The sequence below is a fragment of the Streptomyces zhaozhouensis genome (assembly GCF_900230195.1).
GTDB lineage: Bacteria > Actinomycetota > Actinomycetes > Streptomycetales > Streptomycetaceae > Streptomyces > Streptomyces zhaozhouensis.
On record NZ_OCNE01000028.1, the window covers coordinates 35,317 to 51,506 of the forward strand.

General features: G+C 72.3%; 19 protein-coding genes. 15 read left to right on the forward strand and 4 right to left on the reverse strand.

Features of this window, described 5'->3' with window-relative positions; all coding sequences use genetic code 11:
- Position 1: 1 nt before the first annotated feature.
- From CRP51_RS26515 to CRP51_RS26535, 4 genes are all read right to left on the reverse strand, one after another.
- Positions 2-736, reverse strand: a complete 735-nt coding sequence (locus CRP51_RS26515) for an RAD55 family ATPase (RefSeq protein ID WP_097233885.1) — start codon at positions 734-736, stop codon at positions 2-4.
- A 55-nt stretch (positions 737-791) separates the two neighbouring features.
- Entirely contained in the window at positions 792-2,099 is a 1,308-nt protein-coding gene (locus CRP51_RS26520; RefSeq protein ID WP_097233886.1) for a hypothetical protein, read from the reverse strand.
- 471 nt (positions 2,100-2,570) lie between these two features.
- On the reverse strand, positions 2,571-3,122 hold the full coding sequence (locus CRP51_RS26530; RefSeq protein WP_097233888.1) for a GNAT family N-acetyltransferase: 552 nt from the start codon (positions 3,120-3,122) through the stop codon (positions 2,571-2,573).
- Entirely contained in the window at positions 3,119-3,946 is an 828-nt protein-coding gene (locus tag CRP51_RS26535) for a GntR family transcriptional regulator (RefSeq protein WP_245880822.1), read from the reverse strand. The genes CRP51_RS26530 and CRP51_RS26535 overlap by 4 nt, the downstream gene beginning before the upstream one ends.
- A gap of 126 nt (positions 3,947-4,072) precedes the next feature.
- Here CRP51_RS26535 and CRP51_RS26540 point away from each other — a divergent pair, with 126 nt between their 5' ends.
- The 15 genes from CRP51_RS26540 (at position 4,073) to CRP51_RS29040 (ending at position 16,173) form a co-directional block, all read left to right on the forward strand.
- A complete protein-coding gene (locus CRP51_RS26540; RefSeq protein ID WP_097233889.1) occupies positions 4,073-4,525 on the forward strand; it encodes a hypothetical protein in 453 nt (150 codons plus the stop codon).
- 230 nt (positions 4,526-4,755) lie between these two features.
- Positions 4,756-5,382 carry a hypothetical protein gene (locus CRP51_RS29030; RefSeq protein ID WP_097233890.1) on the forward strand — a complete coding sequence of 209 codons (627 nt, stop codon included), beginning with the start codon at positions 4,756-4,758 and terminating at the stop codon, positions 5,380-5,382.
- Positions 5,383-5,409: 27 nt separating this feature from the next.
- Positions 5,410-5,598, forward strand: a complete 189-nt coding sequence (locus tag CRP51_RS26550) for a hypothetical protein (RefSeq protein WP_097233891.1) — start codon at positions 5,410-5,412, stop codon at positions 5,596-5,598.
- Positions 5,599-5,712: 114 nt separating this feature from the next.
- Positions 5,713-5,862 (forward strand): hypothetical protein, encoded by a 150-nt coding sequence (locus tag CRP51_RS29035; RefSeq protein ID WP_170970688.1) that lies wholly within the window; start codon positions 5,713-5,715, stop codon positions 5,860-5,862.
- A 17-nt stretch (positions 5,863-5,879) separates the two neighbouring features.
- On the forward strand, positions 5,880-6,143 hold the full coding sequence (locus CRP51_RS26555) for a WhiB family transcriptional regulator (RefSeq protein WP_097233892.1): 264 nt from the start codon (positions 5,880-5,882) through the stop codon (positions 6,141-6,143).
- Between the two features lie 85 nt (positions 6,144-6,228).
- A complete protein-coding gene (locus tag CRP51_RS26560; protein WP_097233893.1) occupies positions 6,229-6,783 on the forward strand; it encodes a hypothetical protein in 555 nt (184 codons plus the stop codon).
- Between the two features lie 69 nt (positions 6,784-6,852).
- Positions 6,853-7,455: a hypothetical protein gene (locus CRP51_RS26565; RefSeq protein WP_245880823.1), complete on the forward strand. Its 603-nt coding sequence runs from the start codon at positions 6,853-6,855 to the stop codon at positions 7,453-7,455.
- The gene (locus CRP51_RS26570) at positions 7,455-9,377 is read left to right on the forward strand and encodes a hypothetical protein (protein ID WP_097233894.1); all 1,923 of its coding nucleotides are present in this window, start codon (positions 7,455-7,457) and stop codon (positions 9,375-9,377) included. The genes CRP51_RS26565 and CRP51_RS26570 overlap by 1 nt, the downstream gene beginning before the upstream one ends.
- Before the next feature lie 164 nt (positions 9,378-9,541).
- On the forward strand, positions 9,542-10,084 hold the full coding sequence (locus tag CRP51_RS26575) for a hypothetical protein (protein ID WP_141514672.1): 543 nt from the start codon (positions 9,542-9,544) through the stop codon (positions 10,082-10,084).
- Positions 10,081-10,314, forward strand: coding sequence for a hypothetical protein (locus CRP51_RS26580; RefSeq protein ID WP_097233896.1), 234 nt, complete (start codon positions 10,081-10,083; stop codon positions 10,312-10,314). Before CRP51_RS26575 ends, CRP51_RS26580 begins: the two co-directional genes overlap by 4 nt.
- Before the next feature lie 1,034 nt (positions 10,315-11,348).
- On the forward strand, positions 11,349-12,572 hold the full coding sequence (locus tag CRP51_RS26585; protein ID WP_097233897.1) for a hypothetical protein: 1,224 nt from the start codon (positions 11,349-11,351) through the stop codon (positions 12,570-12,572).
- A gap of 3 nt (positions 12,573-12,575) precedes the next feature.
- The gene (locus tag CRP51_RS26590) at positions 12,576-13,313 is read left to right on the forward strand and encodes a hypothetical protein (protein WP_097233898.1); all 738 of its coding nucleotides are present in this window, start codon (positions 12,576-12,578) and stop codon (positions 13,311-13,313) included.
- Between the two features lie 101 nt (positions 13,314-13,414).
- A complete protein-coding gene (locus CRP51_RS26595) occupies positions 13,415-14,308 on the forward strand; it encodes a hypothetical protein (RefSeq protein WP_097233899.1) in 894 nt (297 codons plus the stop codon).
- Positions 14,305-15,969 carry a transfer protein gene (locus CRP51_RS26600; RefSeq protein ID WP_097233900.1) on the forward strand — a complete coding sequence of 555 codons (1,665 nt, stop codon included), beginning with the start codon at positions 14,305-14,307 and terminating at the stop codon, positions 15,967-15,969. The genes CRP51_RS26595 and CRP51_RS26600 overlap by 4 nt, the downstream gene beginning before the upstream one ends.
- Positions 15,970-16,023: 54 nt before the next feature.
- Entirely contained in the window at positions 16,024-16,173 is a 150-nt protein-coding gene (locus CRP51_RS29040; RefSeq protein ID WP_170970689.1) for a hypothetical protein, read from the forward strand.
- Positions 16,174-16,190: the final 17 nt, after the last annotated feature.

Sequence of the window (16,190 nt, forward strand, 5' to 3'; positions counted from 1 at the left end):
GTCAGCGCCCTCCTTCCGTGTGCACGAAACGGCAGTGTTGGGGTTCGAGAAGGAGCGTCGTCCGTTTCCCGCGATGAGTCCCTTTGAGGGTCTGGATGGCGGTTTCTTGGCCCTCGTTGCCGTTGTCGTTCCAGTCGTGCGTGGTGCGACGGAGTGAGACGACTGTGGCGGCTGCGTCGACCACCTCCGGTGGGAGGTGGTCGACGCCTTGCTGTTGGGCCGGCCGAGAGAGGTGGCTGACGATCAGGACTGCCGCTCCGTGCTCGTCAGCCATCGTCTTCAGGGCGGCCAGGTTGCGGGCCAGGGAGTCCGGTTCGCTGCGACGGCTGATGCCTTGGATGGAGTCCACGATGACCAACGGGGCCAGGGCTTCCCTTGCCGGAACGGTGCGTTCGATCTCGGTGATGGTGTGGCGGTCGTCCCCGAGTAGGAAGTGCAGCGTCTCAACACGGCTATGCATTCGGTGGGCCTCTCCCCGGTGTTCTGCGGGCAGGCCGTGTTGCTGGATGTCGAGCCCGAGGTGGGCCGCGAGGATTTTCTCCATCAGGTCCGTGAGAGAGATCTCGGTGGAGCAGTAGACCGTCGGGCGCTTGGCGCCTGCGTTATGAGTAGCCACGTTGATCGCGAAGGTGGACTTGCCGACCCCGCTCATCGACGTCACGGCGGTGAGTGCACCTGGCTGCAGGTCGAGCAATGGGGTGACCGCAGACCAGGGTGTCCCGAGCAGAGTGGTCATCGAGAACCTCCGACGTTCGTGAAGCGACGTGGTGCAGTCGCGGAGTCGATGGGCATCAGTGACTGCCTCCGCGTGTGGCGAGCTGCCTTGAGCCGGGCTTCTTGGCCGCTTCCTCGCGCCTGGTCACCCGGTAGCGGCAAGTGCCGCACAGGCCGTCCTCGTCCGTGGGGCGACTGTCCGTGCCGCACGGTGTTCCGTCCCACCCAGGGCAGGGTTCGGAGGTGGACCTGGCCGTCTGAGGCATGGCTTGGTCCTCCGGCTGGGGCTGGGGCTGGGGCGTAGGGCTGGTGGGGGTCTGTGGTGGGACGAACGGCCGGTAGCCGCCCGGGGGGCCGACCCTCGCGGCCTCTGCCAGTCGCTTGGAGACGATCGCGGCCACGCTCTTGCGGATCTTCTCTGGCAGTGGCTGGCCGGTGACGATCTGCCGGACTTGGGCGCGAGTCCATCCCGCGTCCAGCATCCCGGTGACCATCTGTGCCTGGTCGACCAAAGGTTTGCCCCAGATCGCGAAGTCGGGGTGCTGCTGACCGATGTCCAGCAGCAACTGGACTCCCGGCGTCCGAACCATCCTCGGGCTGGCTGGCGGCGCGGCGTCAGCCGCCGCCAGCCCGGCCCTCGGTTCGGGCTGCACTTGGTCTTCCACTTCGGCGGCGACTCCCTGGCCGTCCGTCCGTCCGTTGTCCTCGTGCGCGCGTACCCCACCTACAGGGACGGATGGACGGGAGCCCTGTGGTTCTTGATGAAGGGGTTCTAGAAGGGGTTCTAGATATTGGGCATCACGGGTGAAGCCACCCCTGGCTTCACCCGTGATGCCACCCCTGGCTTCACCCGTGATGCCACCCCCCTCGCCCAGGGTGGCATCACCGGTGAAGCCACCCCCTTGAGGGCGGCGTGCTGCCGACTTCTTCTTGCGGCCGCCCTTGCGCTCGATCCCCGACTCGCGCTTCGTCTTCCGGCGCGCCTCGAGCATCGCTTCGGCGGCCTGCTTGGCGCTCATGCCCGGCTCCAGCGGGTCGGTCCACTCCCCACGCCAGAACTGCGCGTCGTTGAGGTGATAGACGTTCGCCTCGTTCAAGCTCGGGTTGGCAGGGTCCGTGCGCGACTCAACCCAGAACAGGCCGGCGCACTCGCCTTCCACGATCGTGCGGTCCAGCGTGCTCTTCGAGCATCCGAGCTGTGCCGCCAGCTCCGAGCGGTACGGCCGGCCCTTGCCGGTGTCCCGCCCGCCGATGTCGGCGTAGGTGACGAGGATGGAGTAGAGCGTCCGTAGGTTCGTCGTGTACCTCGGATCGCACACCCACTGCGAGACGACCTGTCCGAACGGCAGGCCGCCACCGCGGCGGACTTCAGGCTTCAGCCCCACCAGGACACCTCCCCCAGCACCTGGAGGTGGCCGTCGGCGGTCGGCGAGGCTGGCGTGGTGTGGGCGGTCAAGCGCCCGAGTCGTGTGGTCACACCCACCCAAGGAGCGAGGCGACGGCGTTTGTGACAGGCGGTGGCGAACTTCTTGCCGGGCCGTCGGGTCCGCGCGTCGGGCGGGCGGTGTACCGCGGTGGCGCGGTGGTGGTGCGGGTCGTGCATGGGGTTCCCCTGGGATTGGGGAGCCGTGAACCAGTGCGGTGACGATACGTGTCCGGATGGACTCGCTTGGTCGTGGTCAAGGCCGTGCTATGCAGCACGAGCGCTGGCCGCTTATCCTGTTGTCCAGGTGACCGTCCGCGCGGCGGGCGCCGGCAGTCACCGCACTGCTCCACGACTCAGGGTTGCTAGGCCGGTGAGTCGCTTTCGATGGCCGTTCCTGTTGGCGCAGGGGCGGCCATCAACCTTTAGGAGATCATCTCAGTTGGTCGGCTGATGTGTGGTCGTGAAGCCCGGAACGGCAGCGGCGAGCGGGACGCTGGGCCAGCCAGCCGGCAACGCCAGCGTTGCCGACGCCCCCTCCCGTGACTGTCCGCACATGCATGAATCCGTGACTTTCCCAATACCGGTGGAGCTTGGTATTGGTCGTCCAGGCGTTAATTCGCAGCCATTCTTTCCCATCTGTGGCAGCCTTGTTGCTCGCCCAGTCCAGAATTTTGGTCCCGATTCCGAGGCCACTGCTTCGACGGCTAACGATCAGCTTGTGAAGGTGAAAGCTGGGAGTATCCAGCTCCTCTTTAGTCCACAGGTCGGGCTCCGGCTCATTATCCAAAGTGACTGTGGCCATTGGGCCCTTATCGTCTACCACGAGGTAGACATTTCCCCCCTCGATACTGGCGAGGATGTGTTCTTCTGGAAATGGGTTCGACCATTGGTTGATCCCGATTTCCGCAAGCCAGCCTGCTGCTTCTCGACGATATGCAAGGAGCAGCGGGAGGTCTGCCGGAGTAGCGTGCACGACGATCATGCAGCGTTCACCTCTTCAGTGGGCAGGGCATCCGTGTCACCGAGGTCATAGGTGACACGGTTCAGGTCCCCACGGAAGATGGTCACGGTGCGCCGCACCGGGCGCTTCTCTGAGGTGTAGCCAGTTCGCACCCAAACCAGGACGGGGATGCCAGGGCCGATTTGCAGCTCCCGGGCCTCGTCCGGAGTCGGCATTCGCGTCGCCCACTCATCATGGAATGCAACTTGCTTGACCCCGCGATCAGCAAGGTATCGCGTAGTTCCTTCCACTACGTCGCCCGGGTCTGATAGGCGCGGGTTTTCGCTGACCAACCATTGCGGATATTGCGTTGCCTGGATTGACCATGGTGTGTCATCCACAAAGCGGCGGCAGTACCGAAGGACGATTCTTCCGCCGTCCTCGATCTGTAGCCGCTGTGCCGCCTCGGCGCTCGCCTCCGTTACTTCTACGCGGAATTCTTGGTGTGGTGCTCGTCCAGCGTGCCGAACGTCGTTGCTGAATGAGTCGCCATCCTCCGGGCGAGAGAACAAGAGGTTCTCGTGTCGTGATGCGTCGAGGGTAAACACCTCGTGCTGTTGCACCTGATAGCCGCGCCCTTGAGCAGGCGTGATGAGCCCCTCGGTGATCAGCACGTTGAGGCCAGCTCGGACAGTGCCGCGGGCCGCCCCGAACCGGTCGATCAGCTCCCGCTCGGACGGCAGCTTGCTCCCTGGCGGGAACCGGCCGGCGGTGATGTCCGATCGCATGGTGTCGGCGATCTGGCGATACAGCGGTGCAGGGCTCATGCCCACATCATCGCTCACACGAGCGACTTGTTCATACATCCTGGACCACCTCCCTTGACATCTCAGGCTGCTCGGGTACATGCTCATCTCATTCAACTCGTTTGAACAAGTTGAATGAGATGGACGCTAGTCCCCTCGGTCCGCTGTGTCTAGTCCGGAGGCGTCATGCTCGACATCGATTCGCTCGCTCGGTCCCCGTACCTGCCGTCGTTGGTGGTTGCGCAGCAGCGCGCCATGTGGGAGCGGCAGCTGCTCGCCTACCTCAACTCGTCGCTTCCGCCGTGGGATTGGCGCCGCGCCGACCAGCTCGCGGACCGGGTCTGGGCCCGCGTCGAAGCGGCCGGCGCGGTCGACCTGGCCGCCGGCGCCGGACTCGACAACGCGTCCGGGCTCCCCGCCTACCTCGCCGCCGCCGCCCGCACCACGCTGCGCGAGCACCTCCACCCCGCCCCCGGCCTGACCCCGGAGCGGGTTCCGACCCGCCGCAACCCCTACCCCACCACCCCCGCCGGCGCCGTCGTCGGCGGTTCCGCGGTGCGCCTCGCCGACTGGGAGCAGGCGCTCCTCAACCAGCACGGCGTCACCGACCACTCCCCCGGGCTGCCGGCCGCGGCCTAACCCGACCGCCCCTGTCGTCACCAGCCCCACGGCTGGTGACGGCGGAGGTGGCCGGACCTCGTCCGAACCACCCGACCTGGGTCGATAGCACCACCGAAATCCTCAGGTCACGGCGCAGATGCGCTGTCTGTCCGTCAGGACCTCACCCCCAAAACGGGGCTGGGCCCCTGACGGGCGGAGAGAGCACCGCGCCCTTCCTCACCCTCGCCCCCGCCCTGAGGAGACCTCCGATGAGCAACTCCCCCACCACGGCCCGCACCCGCCCCAAGCGAAGCCGCACCCGAGCCCGAACCCCCTCCGCCCGCCCCGCCCTCGCCCTCTCCGCCCTCCCCCTCCTCCACCTCGATCTCCGCCCCGGAGCCCTCTGCCTCGTCTGCCCCGACTGCGGCACCTGGTGCGCCATCCTCGGCATCCAACGCCGCACCCCGCTGGTCACCCCCCACGACACCCAGAAGGCCGGCACCCCGAACCGCCGCCGCTGCCTCGGCAGCAACCGGGCGCTGGTCATCGACATCACGGTCGCCGAATGGGCCCGCCGCTACCAGCAGGCCCTCGAAGGAGCCGTCACCCCGGCCGCCCGCCACGCCACCACCCTGATCAAGCGCGCGGCGCCCGCTCCCCGCGGCCCCGGCCAGACCGACCTCGCGCCGGCCGAAGTCGCCCGCCGCGCGCACCGCGACCACCTCGCCCGCTGCACCACCTGCACTTCGACGAGCCGCTGCCCCGCCGGCACCCGCCTCGAGCAGGAGGCCCTGCGCCTGCTCGCCGCGCCGGCCGACCGCCGCGCCACCGAATGGGGCCGCGTCCTCCCCGCCGTCCGCCGCGCGAACAACGCCCGCACCACCCCGACCCGCTGACCACCCACCACTCAGACAGGAGACACCGTGCAGAACACGCCCCGCACCGTCACCAACACCATCACCGGCCAGGTCGCTGGCCACATCATCCAGGCCGGCACCATCACCGGCGGCCTCAACCTCAACACCACCCCGGCCAGCAACCCGAACCCCGACACCTCGAGGACGCCAGACACCCACCGCCAGGCATACGAGGACACCACCGAACCGCGCTGAACGCTGACCCCAGCCGCCCGCACGCCGCCGGCCCCGCACCCACCTGACTCGGGTACGGGGCCGGCGGCGTGCAGGGGACTGGACAACAGCCCCGCAACCCACCTGGAGAACCCCATGAAGCGACGCAAGGCGTACTACGCGATCTGGTCGGACGGCACCCGCTGGCTGGGCTGGGAGAAGGACTGGGTCAACGAGTGCTTCGCCGCGCTCGCCAACCCCAACAGCCCGATCGTCGCGATGCAGCGCGTGATCATCCACCGCTGACCCGAAGGAGCGAAGCCATGGATTGGCGACACAACGCCGTATGCCGCGACGAGGACCCCGAGCTGTTCTTCCCCGTCGGGGAAACCGGCCCCGCCCTCACTCAGACCGAGACCGCCAAGGCCGTCTGCCGCACCTGCCCCGTCATGGAGCAGTGCCTGCAGTGGGCCCTCGCCACCAGCCAGGAGTACGGCGTCTGGGGCGGCGCGTCCGAGGAGGAGCGCCGGGCGATGAAACGCCGCGCCGCCCGACGCCGCACCCGGCGCGCCGCCCCGGCGGCGTGACCAGCACCACCACCAACAACAACAGGCGCGGGCCCGGGGTGGCAGCCCCGGGCCCGCATCACAGACCAACCGATGGAGAAGTTCTGTGACGACCACCATGCACGACCCGCAGCCCCGAGTCGAGACCCCCACCCTCGAGGACCGTCCCTCCACCAGCGGCATCTGCACCACCTGCGGCTTCTGGCCCTGCCAGTGCGCCGACATGGCCTGGGTCAACGCCCTCGCCACCCTCACCGACCCCGACGACGAGATCCTCGCCGCCACCCGCACCGACATGCTCACCACCTACGGCCGACTCGTCCTCGGCACCGAGCTGGACAACGCCGGCCTGGACGCCGTCGGCGACATGGTCGACGTCGGGCTGATCCGGCCGGAGGACCTGGCCGTGCCCGCCCCGGCCGCCGACCTGCTGCTCGCCGCCGACGCGTGGATCGGCGAGGACATCGAGACCGAGGACGACCAGGACGGCTACGAGCCGGAGGACCTGACCAGCCTGGCCCGCCCGCACCCGCGCGTGATGCCGCTGACCCTCGGCAAGAAGGCCGACCTGAAGTGCCACTGCGGCACCAGCGTGGTGCGCGGATCGGCATGTCAGAGCTGCGGCTGCACCGCCGGCGGACCCAAACAGTGTGACCGCTGACACCCCGACACAACATTTGACCTGGTGAGGGCCCCCACAGCGGGGCCCTCACCCGTGTGAGGAGACGAGATGAGCGAGATGACGACCACGCCCCCAGCCCCCGGCGTTGCCAACGACTGGGACTGGGACGCGGAGGACGAGTTCGAGGCGCCCGGCGACGCGCGGGCGGGGTGGCTCCCGGTCGTGATGACCCGTGCGACGCGCGCCGCGCTGGAGGCCCGGATCGCCGGCCTGACGGTCGCCCTGGAGGCGGCCGTCAGGGAGCAGGAGGAGTTGGCCGCGCGGCTCCGGCGCGCGGACTACGACCGGCGCCGGGCCGAGAAAGAGGCCAGCGAGCTGGAGGATCAGCTGGCCGAGCTGAACCGCGAGGCCGACGAGATGCGGCTCGTCGCGGACCGGCCTCTGCTGGATCACGAGGACCAGGTGGCGCTGCGTGCGCTGCTGCGTCAGGCCCGCCGTCAGGCGCGGGACCCCGGCGTCTGGGTGCTGCTGGAGCGCGGCGAGCTGCACTCCGTTCACTCCACGCGGGAGGACGCGGAGGACGCGGCGGAGGCGCTGGGTGCGCCGCGCGACGGCTGGACGTGGCAGACCAGCCCTGCCGAGGACGTGCGGCGCACAGCCACCGAGGTGTTGTGGCGGATTCAGCGGATGCCGCTGGGGGGTGCCCAGTGATGATGCTGGACTTCTTGTCGCCCGTGACCGATTGGGTGATGGCCAACCCCTACCTCGTGGTGGCCATGACGGTCAGCATCGCGCTGACGCTCACCGTGGTGCTGATCGCCGCCCGGAAGATGCCCAAGCCCCTGGAAGGCATCGGCCCCCAGGCGGTGGTCGCGCTCGGAGGCGTCGGCGTCTCCGTCTACGGGCTGTGGCACTTTGCCATCGACCTGGCTGGCCTGCCGCCGGTGATGGCGGTCGGCTTCATCGCGGTCTTCGACGCCGCTGAACTGACGCTCCTGCTGATGATGTACCGGGGAGCCGACCCGGAGAAGGGCTGGACACCCGAGCTGCGGCTGATGCACCGCACCGCCTGGCTGCTGGTGTGCTTCTCCGCTGGGATGAACGCCGTCCACGCCCCGACTGGGTGGGCGATGCCCGTCCTCGGGGCGATCCCGCCCCTGGCAGCGTGGCTGATTGAGCTGAAGCTCCGCGCCAAGCTCTACGACCCGGACGCGGAAGACGAAGAGGCCAAGCCCGGCCCGCTCCGGCTGCTGATCCTGGCCTGGCAGCACGGCTGGTCCACTCTGTTCGCCGTCCTGGGCCTGGACGCCGCCGACCGCGGCTCTCAGATCGCCCGCGCCGCCATGGCCCAGCGGGCCGCCGCCCGCGTCTACCGTCTGCGGCTGGCCATCGAGGCACAGAAGCGGCTCACCGCCGCCGACGGGCCAAGGCAGCGGGGCCGTGCCGATCGCCGGGTCAGCAAGCTCCGGCGCGTCGCCCAGCGGGCGATCGACCGCGCGGACGTCGCCACCGACCCGGAGCAGGCCCTCGCCCTGGCCCGCCGGATGGCCGCGCTCACCGGCGTGGACGGCGTCGCCCAAGCAACCTACAGCGACGCCCCGGCGGTGATGGACATGCTCGAGACGCTCGCCGTTGTGCCGAGCGCGCAGCGCATCAGCGCGAACACGCGCGCCATGGAAGCCGAAGCCGCGCGGCAGCGCGCGGAAGACGCTCGACAGCGCGCGGAGACCGCGCGGCAGCGCGCGGTAGAGGAAACCGACGCCGCGCGGGAGGAGTTGAGTCGCCTTCACACCGCGCGCGCCGAAGCCGAAAAGGAGGCACAGCAGGCAACCGAACAGGCCGAGAACGCGCGGCAGGAAGCCGAGCGCGCGGAGAGCGCGCGGCGCGACGCCGACACCGCGCGGCAGCGCGCGGAAGACAACGCCGCCACCGCCGAGCGCCGCGCGCGGCAGCTCGCCGACGACGCCGACCTCTCGCGCGAGCGCCTGGAACGCACCGAGTCCGAGCTGCACCGCCTGGAGCAGCAGACCGACACCGCGCGGCAGGGCCGGCACGGCACCGAGGACCAGCTCGCCGCGCTGCGCCGGGACCTGGAAGGCCTGCAGGCAGCCACCTCGCGTGCCGAGGCCGCCTACAACGAGGCCGAAGGCCAGGCCCGCGAGGCCCGGGTGGCGGTCACCGAACGGCAGCAGGAGCTGGACCGGCTCGATCAGGCCCTCCACCAGCACAACGAGACCGTTCAGCGAGCCGAGCACTCCGCTCGGGAAGCGCAGCGCGAGGCCCGGGCCGCTGCCGAGCGGGCTGCCGCGCAGCAGCGGCAGGCCAGCGAGATCACCGCGCTGTTGGAGAAGCTGCGCGGTGACCTCACCGAGCACCTCACCGACGGTCCGACTCCGGGACGCGGCGGTCGACTCTTCGAGTCCGACGCCAAGCAAGCGGGTTGGGAGCTCTACCGCGCGGAGACAAGCGCTGGCCGCGCGGAGCCGAGCGCCGCTGAACTCGCCGAGCGTTTCGGGGTCGCCCCCGGCAACGCACGCAACTGGCTGCGCGAGTTCAGGGCGGCCCGAGCCCGGGAGCTCGCGCGGCCCGCCGCGCGCACCGAGCCGGTCAACGGCACCCCCATCCCGGCCTGACGCGCACCAGCCGAGCGCGTAGCCGCGCGTGGAACGTTCGGCCGCGCGTCCATCGCGCGGCCGCCCCGGCACCACCGGTGAGGCCCAGCCCGCAGCTATCGGGCTGGGCCTCGCCGCAACTGCCGGAACCGACCAGCAAAAGCACGAGAGATCGGGAGTTCATGATGACCGATGAGCAGCAGCAGGAGACACCGAGGTGGACCTCGGACCATCTCCAGACCGAGCAGGGTGTGGCCCTGTACGCGGACCAGATCCGCGCGATTTTCCGGGACTACGCCCGCGATTTCCGGGCCCTGGCGGACGAGGTCCGCCGGGACGCGCAGGCCGCCCCGGTAGAGGGCGACAACGCGGTCACCTCCTGGTTGCACGCCCGTCAGCTGGCGCGCGGGCTGCGGCAGATGGCCCGGCACTCCGAGCTGATCGTTAAGGCCGGCAAGCAGCTGGAGACCGACCACCGTCGGGTGCGGGTGCAGTTGCCGGCGGCGCGGCGGCAGAAGGCCGCGGCGAGGGCGGCGAAGAAGCGCGCCGCCCTCGCCGCACGCCAGCAGGGAGCGCTCGGGGCTGGCGGTGGCGGGGTTGAGGGGACGGGCGTGGGGCGTGCGGTGGAGCACGTGGCCGGCACCGACACCGGCCAGGGCCAGGAGCGGGTCGACCAGCAGCCGGCGACGCCGTTCGGGGCGCTCTTCGGGACCGGTGGCGGCCGGTGAACCGCGCGGCGCGGGCCGAGCGGCGGCGGCAGAACCTGGCGGACCACTACAACTCCCGTCAGGCCGCCGCCGGGTCGGAGCGGGAGCTGGCCGGAGTGATGTGGGACTACGCCCGGGGGATCGCGACGGGCCGTGCGGAGAGCGCGGACGATCCGGTGTGGCGGGAGCTGGCGGCGCTACTCCACACCTGGTGCCAACGCCAAGGAGGTCACAGTGGTCACGGTGGGTGACTTGTTGTTGTTGTTGCCGGCCCCCGGCGCTGCGGGTCCCGAGGGGGCGAGGCGCGCGCGCGACGTGCGCGCGCGAGGATGCCGTGCTCCTCACGGCCTGTCAACTCCCGAAGGAGGGCTGAACGATGCCTGACGACGGCGGGCGGGTGATCAACTTCCCGCTGGTGGGCTTGCGGCCGCCGGCGGACCCGCCCGGTGCGGGGCCGCAGAGCGGGGCCCAGCCGCCCCCGGACCCGGGGGGCCCCGGTAGTGGGGAGCCCACAACCGCGTGGCCGGCCATCACCGGCGGGCCAGGGGTGCTGGTGCCGCCGCCGGCGCTGTCCCTGCCCCCGATCGTCCCGGCCGGTGACGGCCAGGTCGACGGCCCCGGCGAGGGGTGGGTGTCGCCGTCAGGGGCCGGAGAGCGGCTGGGGGCGCGGGGCGGGGCGGCGCTGGGAGTGCTGGTCGCGGCCGGGATCACGGTGGCAGCGGTGCGCGGGACCAGCGGGCTGGCCCGGTGGGTGCGTAGCCGTGGCGAGCACCACCAGGCGGTGCGGCAACGCGCCGCGGCCGGCACGACCGGAGCCTCGGTTACGCCGGGCGGGGCGGGCGGGCGGCGGGTGCCGCCCGGCCCGGAATGGGGGCGGGGCGCTGGCCCGGCCGGCGGGCGGCTGGGCACCGGCCGGACCGGCGCCGGTCTCGGGGCCGGTGGCCTCGGTGCCGGCGGCGGCCGGGCGGGAAGCCCGAGCGGCGGCATCGGCCCGCGCTCGCGCGGCGGTGGGCGGGGAGAGGGCGGCCTGGCCGGTCACCGCACGGCCAGCGGACACGGAGCGGCCGGTGGCCGCGGCGCGGGTTCCTCCAGCCTCAGCTCCGGAACCGGCTCGCGAGCCAGTTCCGGGGGCCGGGGCGGTGGTGGCCGGGACGGGACCTCGTCCTCCTCCTGGTCCCCGCAGAGGTCGTCCTCCGGGTCAGGGACCGGCGCCCGCGGGGCCGGTCTCGGAGGAGGGGGAGGCCGGGGCGACGGCAGCGGTCGGCGGGATCGGCCCTCCAGCGGGGTGTTGGGGCTGGGCGCCAACCGCGTCCCCCACCCCCGCTCCCACCACGGCGGCGGGGGCGGGTTCGGCGCCGGCGCCCGCGCGGTCGGCGGGGCCGTGGGCGGGTTGTCCGGGCGGCTGGCCGGGCGCGTGCGGCGAGAACAGCGTGCCGAGGCCCGCGACCGGCGGGCGCGGGTGTTGGAGGCCGACACCTCTTCCCGCCAGCGACTGAAGAAAGCGAGGAAGGACGCGCGGACCCGGCGTGACGCGACCCGCGATGAGCGCCGGGCCAAGCGCAAGGAGCGCTGGGAGTCGGCCCAAGAGAAGGGCCGGACGTCGCGGGCGTGGTGGGACCGCCTCCAGGCCCGCCTGGAGCTGGGCTCGGTGCTGGCCGCCCACCAGGGACAGCAGGCCACCGACGAGGCCGGTGGGCAGGAGACCGAAGCGAGTCCGCCGCCCGACGGCGGTGGTGGCGCGGGCGGTTGGTCGCCGCCGCCCGGTCCGGGAGGGGCGTGGGCTGGGCGTGGAGCCCCGACGCCGCCGCCGGCCTGGACCGAGCCCGACACCTACCACGTCGAGCGCGTCGACCCCGAGCCCGAACCGGACCCCGAGCCGGCGCCGGTGGCGGCCCTGACCGCCGCCCCGCCCGAGGCGCCCCGGCCCGCCAGCAGTGAACAGGAGCCCCCCATGAACGACCAGGAGAGCGCCCCTCGGGTGACGTTGACGAAGACCACCACCGTGGCGTCCGCCACGGTCGTCAGCGAGTCCGTCACCGTCACCCCGACCCCACCGCCGCCGCCGCCGCCGGCGGCGGTGCCGGTGGCCGGTCTGGCCCGGTCGGCATCCCAGACGGTCGGCCCGGTCGACGGCGACGACGGCGAGCTGACGATCTACGACCTGATCGAGTCGGACGCCGAGGTCGCCGACGAGATCCTCGCCCGCGTCGACATCGCGCGCCAGGACGCCGCCGACGCCGCGGCCCTCGCACGCCGCATGGAACAGCTGCTGGAGACCATCACCCGGTGGCGTATCCCCGGCGCGCTGCGCCGCTGGGCGGTCCGGCTGGTCGAGCAGTCGACCCGCATCGCGGCCGACGCCGCCGCGCTCGCCGACCAACTCCCGCGCGCCTCCGAGGCCATCGCGATCGCCGGCCGCCGCGCGGCCGAACGCCACCAGCCGCTGGCCGACACCGTCCGCGACCTGGGCCACGCGGCACCGGCCGAAACCCCCTACCACAAGGAGTAGTGCATGAGCGACGACGACAGGCTGCCGGCGGTCCGGCGCGGCGGGCCGCTGGTCCCGCCACCGCAGGCCCGCACCCCGGCCGTGCCCCCCGACACACCCCCGGCCGCGCCGGCATCCCCGACCCCTCCGGGTCGATGGGCGGCCCTGTTCAACGGCCTGCGACCCGCAGCTCGGAGCGCGCGCCGGGAGGCAGCCCCGCCGCCGGTCGCCACCGAGACGCGTCCGGTCCGCGAGACCGCCACCCCGCCCCCCGCACCGCCGGAGCCGCCGACCGTGCCGCCGGCGGCGGTGGCGTCGCCCGCCCCGAGCCCCGGCGCGGGGTCGGGGGCCGCCGTGGTGGCCGCGGCCAACGGCGCGGTCGGCATCCTGGGCGACGCGGTCCGCTACGGACAGGTGATCGCCGGCCTCACCGCGGCCGGCCGGGCCCTGTCCGGAGTGGGCCGGCGCGTGCGCGAGACCTACGCCTACGTCGAGGACTGCGCCCGCTCGGTAGAGCACCAGGCAGACCTGGCCGCCGCGTTGGACGTCGATGCCGACACCGTCGGCGAGCACCGCCAGGCCGCCACCGTCGCCCGCGCCGCGCTGGCCTCCTCCCGCCAACTGGCCGCCCAACTGGACGAACTGTCCAGGGCGTTCGAGCAGGCGCGGGCGGCGCACGAGACCGACTACGGCCCCGTCGTCCAACAGGCCCAGGCCATGACCGTGCCGATGGCCGACCGGCGCTTCTACCGCAACCGATAGGACCCGTAGCACCCGACGTTTCCCAGCCGAAGGGGCGGCCCCGTGGTGCGGGGCCGCCCCCTCGCGCTTCCAGAACACAACCCCGGAGAGGAGTCGGGCAGATGATGCCCACGATCGAGCGGGTGCGCGGCGCGATCCGCGCGACCCGCGACGCCGCCGGCAGGGTCGCCACCCTGACCGGCACGGCCGCCCTGGTCGCCACGGCCGCCACCGGCCCCAGCCCCGCGGCGGTCTTAGTCGCCCTGCCCACCACGGCGGCGGCGACGGCCGGCGGCTACGCCGTCACCGTCCTGTCGCAACGCGAGACACCCCACTGGCTGGCCCGGGGCCTGTACCTGGTTCCGGGCGTCACCCTCGCCATCCAACTCCTCGCGGCCCAGCTGGTCGGTGGGTGGTGGCAGTGGGGGGCGGCGGCGGTCTGGACCGGGGCGGTCTGGGCGGTCCGCCCCGCGCGCTGGGCCCGCGACCTGATCTCCCCACCCACCGCCATCGCCGCAGAGGGCGAAAGCCGCATCGAGGAGGTCTACGGCATCGTCCAGGCCCCCCAGCCGACGGCGCCGGAGATCAACCTCACCGGCCCGCTGGAAGCCCGGGTCGCCTCGTTCTGGGCCGGCTACGTGGCCGCCGACGGCGGGCCGGCCCCCGGCACCCGCCTCGAACAGCTGGAGGTGAGCGGTCCGCGCCAGTGGGCCGCGCACATCGTCGCCCCCGCCGGCCAGCCGGTCGGCACCGTCTCCATCCCCCACCTGTCCGCCCTCATGGACACCCCCGAAGACCTCATCACCATCGGGCCGGTCCCCGGCTCCGGCTCCGGCCGCCGCCAGATCCGCGTCGGCACCACCGGCCCGGACACCTTCGCCGCGCTGTGGGAGCAGCAGATCGCTCCCGTCGCGATGCCCGGCACCACCATCACCCGCGTGCGCCTCGGCACCGCCGACGGCGCCGAGATCCCCACCCCCCGCCACATCCTCGCCCCACCGAAGGAACAGCCATGACCCGTCCCGCGACGACCCGTTCCGTGCCGGCCGCGATGCGGCCCGAGGTCGCCGAGATCCACCTCGCCGTCCCGCCCGGCCAGCTCGTCCAGTACGACCACTCCCGCCTCGTCTCCGCGCTGCGCCCCTACGGCGTCACCGACCCGTCCACCGTCCTGGTAGAGACCGACGGCGCCGGCGGCGCGATCCTGACCGTCTACGCACGGCCCCCGCTGGAGACCCTCCCCGCCGCCCGCGGCGAGGACCTCGTCATGGACGCCCACGGCTACATCACCGTCGGCCGCTGGCACGACGGCGAACCCGCCCGGATGCGCCTGTACATCCCGGGCTCCGGCGCTCAGCGGGCCGCGATGTTCGGCACCACCGGCGCCGGCAAATCCCGCGCGCTCCAGCTCCTCCTCGCGGCGGAGAAGCGCTCCGGGATCGCCTCTTGGGTCGCCGACCTCAAGGGCGGCCAGTCCGTCCCCGAAGCCCGCGGCAACGTCTCCGTGCGGGTCACCACCCAGGAGGGCGCCATCGTCATGCTGATGGCGGGCCTGTGGGAAGCCGAAGACCGCATGGAGCGGTACGCCGCCGCCGGCCGGTCCGCGTTCGTCATCGGGCGCCCCGACCGGCTGCTGTCCCTGCGGATCGACGAGGCCAACCGGCTGCTCGCCCCGTCCGCGTCCTACCGCGCGGTCGGCGCCCACCTGATCACCGAGGCCGGCCGCGCCGGCCGCTCCGTCGGCGAGGGCGTCGGCATCGCGGCCCAGGCCGCCCACATCGACGAACTGGGCGGTTCCGACACGTTGCGCGCGATGCTGCGGGAGGGCGAGACCGTCCTGCTGCGCTGGTCCTCGGGCATGATGGCCTCCCTCGTCGGCGACGGCCTGCTGCCCGACGACGCGGTCCTCGTTCCCATCCCCCGCGAGGCCGGCCCCCGCCGCCTCACCTCCCGGTTCGACCGCCCGGCCGGCGGCGCCCGCCCCCCGGGCGGATCCACCGGCGGCATGGCCTACCTCCTCGGCAGCCACCGCCCCAGCTCCCTGATGCGGTTCTTTCGCGTCGGGTCGCTGGGGGAAGTCGAGGGCGCCGACCCGGAGATCCTCGCCCTCTACGGCCCCGGCGACCCCCCGCACCTGGATACCATCTCCCCCCGCCTGGCCGCCTGGCACGACCTCGCCCGACAAGAGGGCGCCCTGGACCGCCACGCCGCCCAGCTCCCCCAGATCGCGGCCGGCTTGTGCGAGGAGAACCAGACCCTGGGGAGGAATCAGGCGCTGCTGGCGGCGGCCGGCTGGCTGGTGGAGAGCGCCCGACCGACCGAGTCCACCACCCTCACCACCCCCGAGAATCAGGAGCGCGAGCAGGAGCAGGAAGCTCCCGCCCCGGCCCTAGCGGTCGAAACGCCCCCTCCCGCGCCGTCCCGGCCCCCCCTGCCCGACCTCCCCGACACCAACACCGCCGGAGGAGGAAGCGGTTCCGGTCACCAGACGGCCGCCGCCCGTGTCCTGGCCGCCCTCGCCACCGGCACCACCCTCACCAAACAGCAACTCCTGGAGACGCTCGCCGCAGACGGAGGCCGGCAGTTGTCCAACTCTCGCATCAACACGGTGCTGTCCGAGATGACCCAATCCGGCCGCATCATCTCCCCCAACCGCGGCCACTACCAGCTCCCCTGACGGGTTCTCACAAGAACCCGCCCGACCCCCGCTTCTCCCGCCATCCTGGAATGCATGGACTTCGAGTACCACTGCTGGCGCTGCTGGGAGACCAACGTCATCTGGGGGAAGAAGGTCGCCTCCTTCTGGCACGACAAGTACCGGCTCCCGCCCGACTTCGAGTGCTGGAACTGCGGCGCCATCAACGACCTCACCGACGACTAACCACCCGCCCGGAAACC

Bases quoted from the DNA above. Each gene is read 5' to 3' on its own strand.
- CRP51_RS26515 (WP_097233885.1), bottom strand. From the start codon at position 736: ATGACCACTCTGCTCGGGACACCCTGGTCTGCGGTCACCCCATTGCTC.
- CRP51_RS26530 (WP_097233888.1), bottom strand. From the start codon at position 3,122: ATGATCGTCGTGCACGCTACTCCGGCAGACCTCCCGCTGCTCCTTGCA.
- CRP51_RS26535 (WP_245880822.1), bottom strand. From the start codon at position 3,946: ATGTATGAACAAGTCGCTCGTGTGAGCGATGATGTGGGCATGAGCCCT.
- CRP51_RS26540 (WP_097233889.1), top strand. From the start codon at position 4,073: ATGCTCGACATCGATTCGCTCGCTCGGTCCCCGTACCTGCCGTCGTTG.
- CRP51_RS29030 (WP_097233890.1), top strand. From the start codon at position 4,756: ATGAGCAACTCCCCCACCACGGCCCGCACCCGCCCCAAGCGAAGCCGC.
- CRP51_RS29035 (WP_170970688.1), top strand. From the start codon at position 5,713: ATGAAGCGACGCAAGGCGTACTACGCGATCTGGTCGGACGGCACCCGC.
- CRP51_RS26555 (WP_097233892.1), top strand. From the start codon at position 5,880: ATGGATTGGCGACACAACGCCGTATGCCGCGACGAGGACCCCGAGCTG.
- CRP51_RS26565 (WP_245880823.1), top strand. From the start codon at position 6,853: ATGAGCGAGATGACGACCACGCCCCCAGCCCCCGGCGTTGCCAACGAC.
- CRP51_RS26570 (WP_097233894.1), top strand. From the start codon at position 7,455: ATGATGCTGGACTTCTTGTCGCCCGTGACCGATTGGGTGATGGCCAAC.
- CRP51_RS26575 (WP_141514672.1), top strand. From the start codon at position 9,542: ATGACCGATGAGCAGCAGCAGGAGACACCGAGGTGGACCTCGGACCAT.
- CRP51_RS26590 (WP_097233898.1), top strand. From the start codon at position 12,576: ATGAGCGACGACGACAGGCTGCCGGCGGTCCGGCGCGGCGGGCCGCTG.
- CRP51_RS26595 (WP_097233899.1), top strand. From the start codon at position 13,415: ATGATGCCCACGATCGAGCGGGTGCGCGGCGCGATCCGCGCGACCCGC.
- CRP51_RS26600 (WP_097233900.1), top strand. From the start codon at position 14,305: ATGACCCGTCCCGCGACGACCCGTTCCGTGCCGGCCGCGATGCGGCCC.
- CRP51_RS29040 (WP_170970689.1), top strand. From the start codon at position 16,024: ATGGACTTCGAGTACCACTGCTGGCGCTGCTGGGAGACCAACGTCATC.